The following is a 2,531-nucleotide window of genomic DNA, read 5'->3' on the forward strand; positions in this document are numbered from 1 at the left end:
ACCAGCAAATTCAACCAATCAAAAAACAATCGGTATCAACAAACTTGGCACACTATTGAGTTCTCAAACAACAGGAGCTACCGGCACCAAACACGGCCAAACCGCCATGTCCTCGCTCCGAAGCAACTTTTCAAGCTTACCCCCACCGGGCCGATCTCGCAAATCCACTCTCCGGTCTCGCGCTGCCCCCTACAGGACCAGCACAGTAACCGCCAGCGAACCTCCACGACCGACGACGGACCGGAAGCCGACTCCAACATCGTGCACCGCACGCGCTGAAGCAACTTCACAGTTTATCAAGGGGGTTCGTCGCCCTCACCGGGGCAACTCCACAACTATACGACCATCCCGCCCGGACCACCAAATTCACTAACGCCCCACCTCGAGTAGGCCGACGCGTCCTGAGCTGCCGGGCGGCAGTATCATGCAGCACGGCAGTCGTCTGGGCGAGACTCCGCACAACAACGACGGCTTACCGAGACGAGGACGGAAGTTCGGTCCGCCGGGGCGACGACGCCGCGAGTTCTCGAAGAGGAGCAGCATCGTCGGCTGTCGTCCTTCATTCACCTCCGATTATTGTCCTAGTGGGCGAGCCCACAGCGACGTCGTGAAGGAGAGCGTGCATGGATACCGTCGACGGTCAGCGATTCCCCATCGATTTGGATCGCCCGCTCATCGGTGCGCCGATGGCCGGCGGGCCCTCGACTCCGGCGCTTGTCGCGGCGGTGAGCAACGCCGGCGGGCTGGGTTTCCTTGCTGGCGGGTGCAAATCACCGGAACAGCTGGCGGAGCACATCACCGTCACGCGGTCCCTTACTGATCGGCCCTTCGGTGTGAATCTGTTCGTCGTATCCGCGAATGACGTCGACGAGGAAGAGCTCCAGAGCTACCGTCGGCGCCTTCAGCCCCATGCCGACCGCTACGGCATCCAGGTGGGAGTCCCCAGATGGGATGACGACGCCTGGACGGGCAAGGTGGATGTTCTTCGGGCATTGAGGCCTGACGTGGTCTCCTTCACTTTCGGGTGTCCGGATCCCGACCTGCTGCACGAGCTGCACCAGTTGGGCATATCCACTGCCGTCACCGTCACCGACAGCGCCGAAACGTCTCTCGCGACCGACAGTGGGGCACAGATCCTGGTCGTGCAGGGCCCCGACGCAGGGGGCCATCGCGGAACGTTCGACCCCGGCGCCGACCCGGGAACGCAGCCACTCCCCCAGCTCATCGCATCGATCAAGACGATATCCAGCCTGCCCATCATCGCCGGCGGCGGCATCAGCACCCGCGAGGACGTCGGCGGAGTTCTCGCGGCCGGAGCGTTTGCCGCCCAACTCGGCACAGCCTTGCTCCTGGCGGATGAGGCAGGAACACATCCCGCCCACCGGGCAGCTCTCACGGACCCGGGGTTCACCGAGACCAGGATCACCAGGGCGTTCACCGGGCGTCCGGCCCGTGGGTTGCGGAACAGATTCATGGACGAGCACCCGACCGTCGGCAACGCCTACCCGCAGATCCACTACATCACCACACCCCTCCGCGCCGCAGCGGCAGCGAACAACGACCTGCAAGCGCTCCACCTGTGGGCCGGCACCGGCTACCGCACCATCCGGACCGGACCCGCAGCCGACATCATCGCAGCGCTCACACCCTGACCCTTGGGGTACGCACTCCCACCCTGCCGGCGGGGCGAGCATGCGGTGGGAAAACTGGTGCAGACGAACAGGTTTCTTCTCTCGCAGCGAAGCCATCGCTCGTGCGGCTGCTCCGGCGCTGAAGTGCAAGGTGAACCCGAGGCCTCTTGAGCGGGTCCGGGTCCATCGAACCGGAAGAACCTTCACCCTGGGCACCGCGAAGGAGCGGAACTCCTTCCGCGCCCGAGTGCTGCAGGCGGCACACCGGAAGCCGCGTCCCCATGAGCAGCATGGTCGGCGGCGCATCCGGCGGATCACGCGCCGCCGTCTCTCCTCGCACGGCGTTCGCCGTTGCGAGGCCTCCGTTCCCCATCCGACCCTTCAGGCTCGACGACACACCCGACCGCGACAGCACAAACCGGTGCCCCGTCCCTCGAGATCCGGCTTCCCGAGTCCGAGCGACACCGAGTCCCGTGTCCGAGTCCCGCGAGTGCGTAGAACGCGGAGTGCGTAGAAACCGGCAGCGAAGGTGAAAACCAGCAGTGAAGTGAAGGCCGGCAGTGAGATGAGGACGCGAGGCGGGATACAGGCCGGCGACACAAGATCCTGACTCCGGCTGACACGTCGATACCCGGGATCCATGCGCCGGACCAGCTCCTGGTGGCTGCCCGGCGTCGGTGGCCAGACCGGTACCATCGTGGTGGCCGTCCGGTGTCGGTGGCCAGGCCGGCATCTGGCCGGCGGGTGTCGGCGGCCAAGCTGCCCGGCATCGGGGCATCGGGGCATCGGGGCATCGGGGGTTGGTGTGTGGTTTAAGTGGGGAAGGCCCCGCACCTGGTGGTGCGGGGCCTTCCCGTTGGAGTGTTGTCCGGCGGTGTCCTACTCTCCCACACTCTCTCG

General features: G+C 65.3%; 2 protein-coding genes. Both read left to right on the top strand.

Annotation, left to right across the window (positions count from 1 at the left end; translation table 11 throughout):
- Positions 1–279 (top strand): hypothetical protein (locus AC0Z9V_RS18105; RefSeq protein WP_485142384.1); only part of this gene is annotated, 279 nt, incomplete at its 5' end.
- Between the two features lie 344 nt (positions 280–623).
- Positions 624–1,652 carry a nitronate monooxygenase gene (locus tag AC0Z9V_RS18110; protein WP_485142385.1) on the top strand — a complete coding sequence of 343 codons (1,029 nt, stop codon included), beginning with the start codon at positions 624–626 and terminating at the stop codon, positions 1,650–1,652.
- The last annotated feature ends 879 nt before the right edge of the window (positions 1,653–2,531 follow it).

This window comes from Arthrobacter sp. UYP4, from assembly GCF_057291175.1.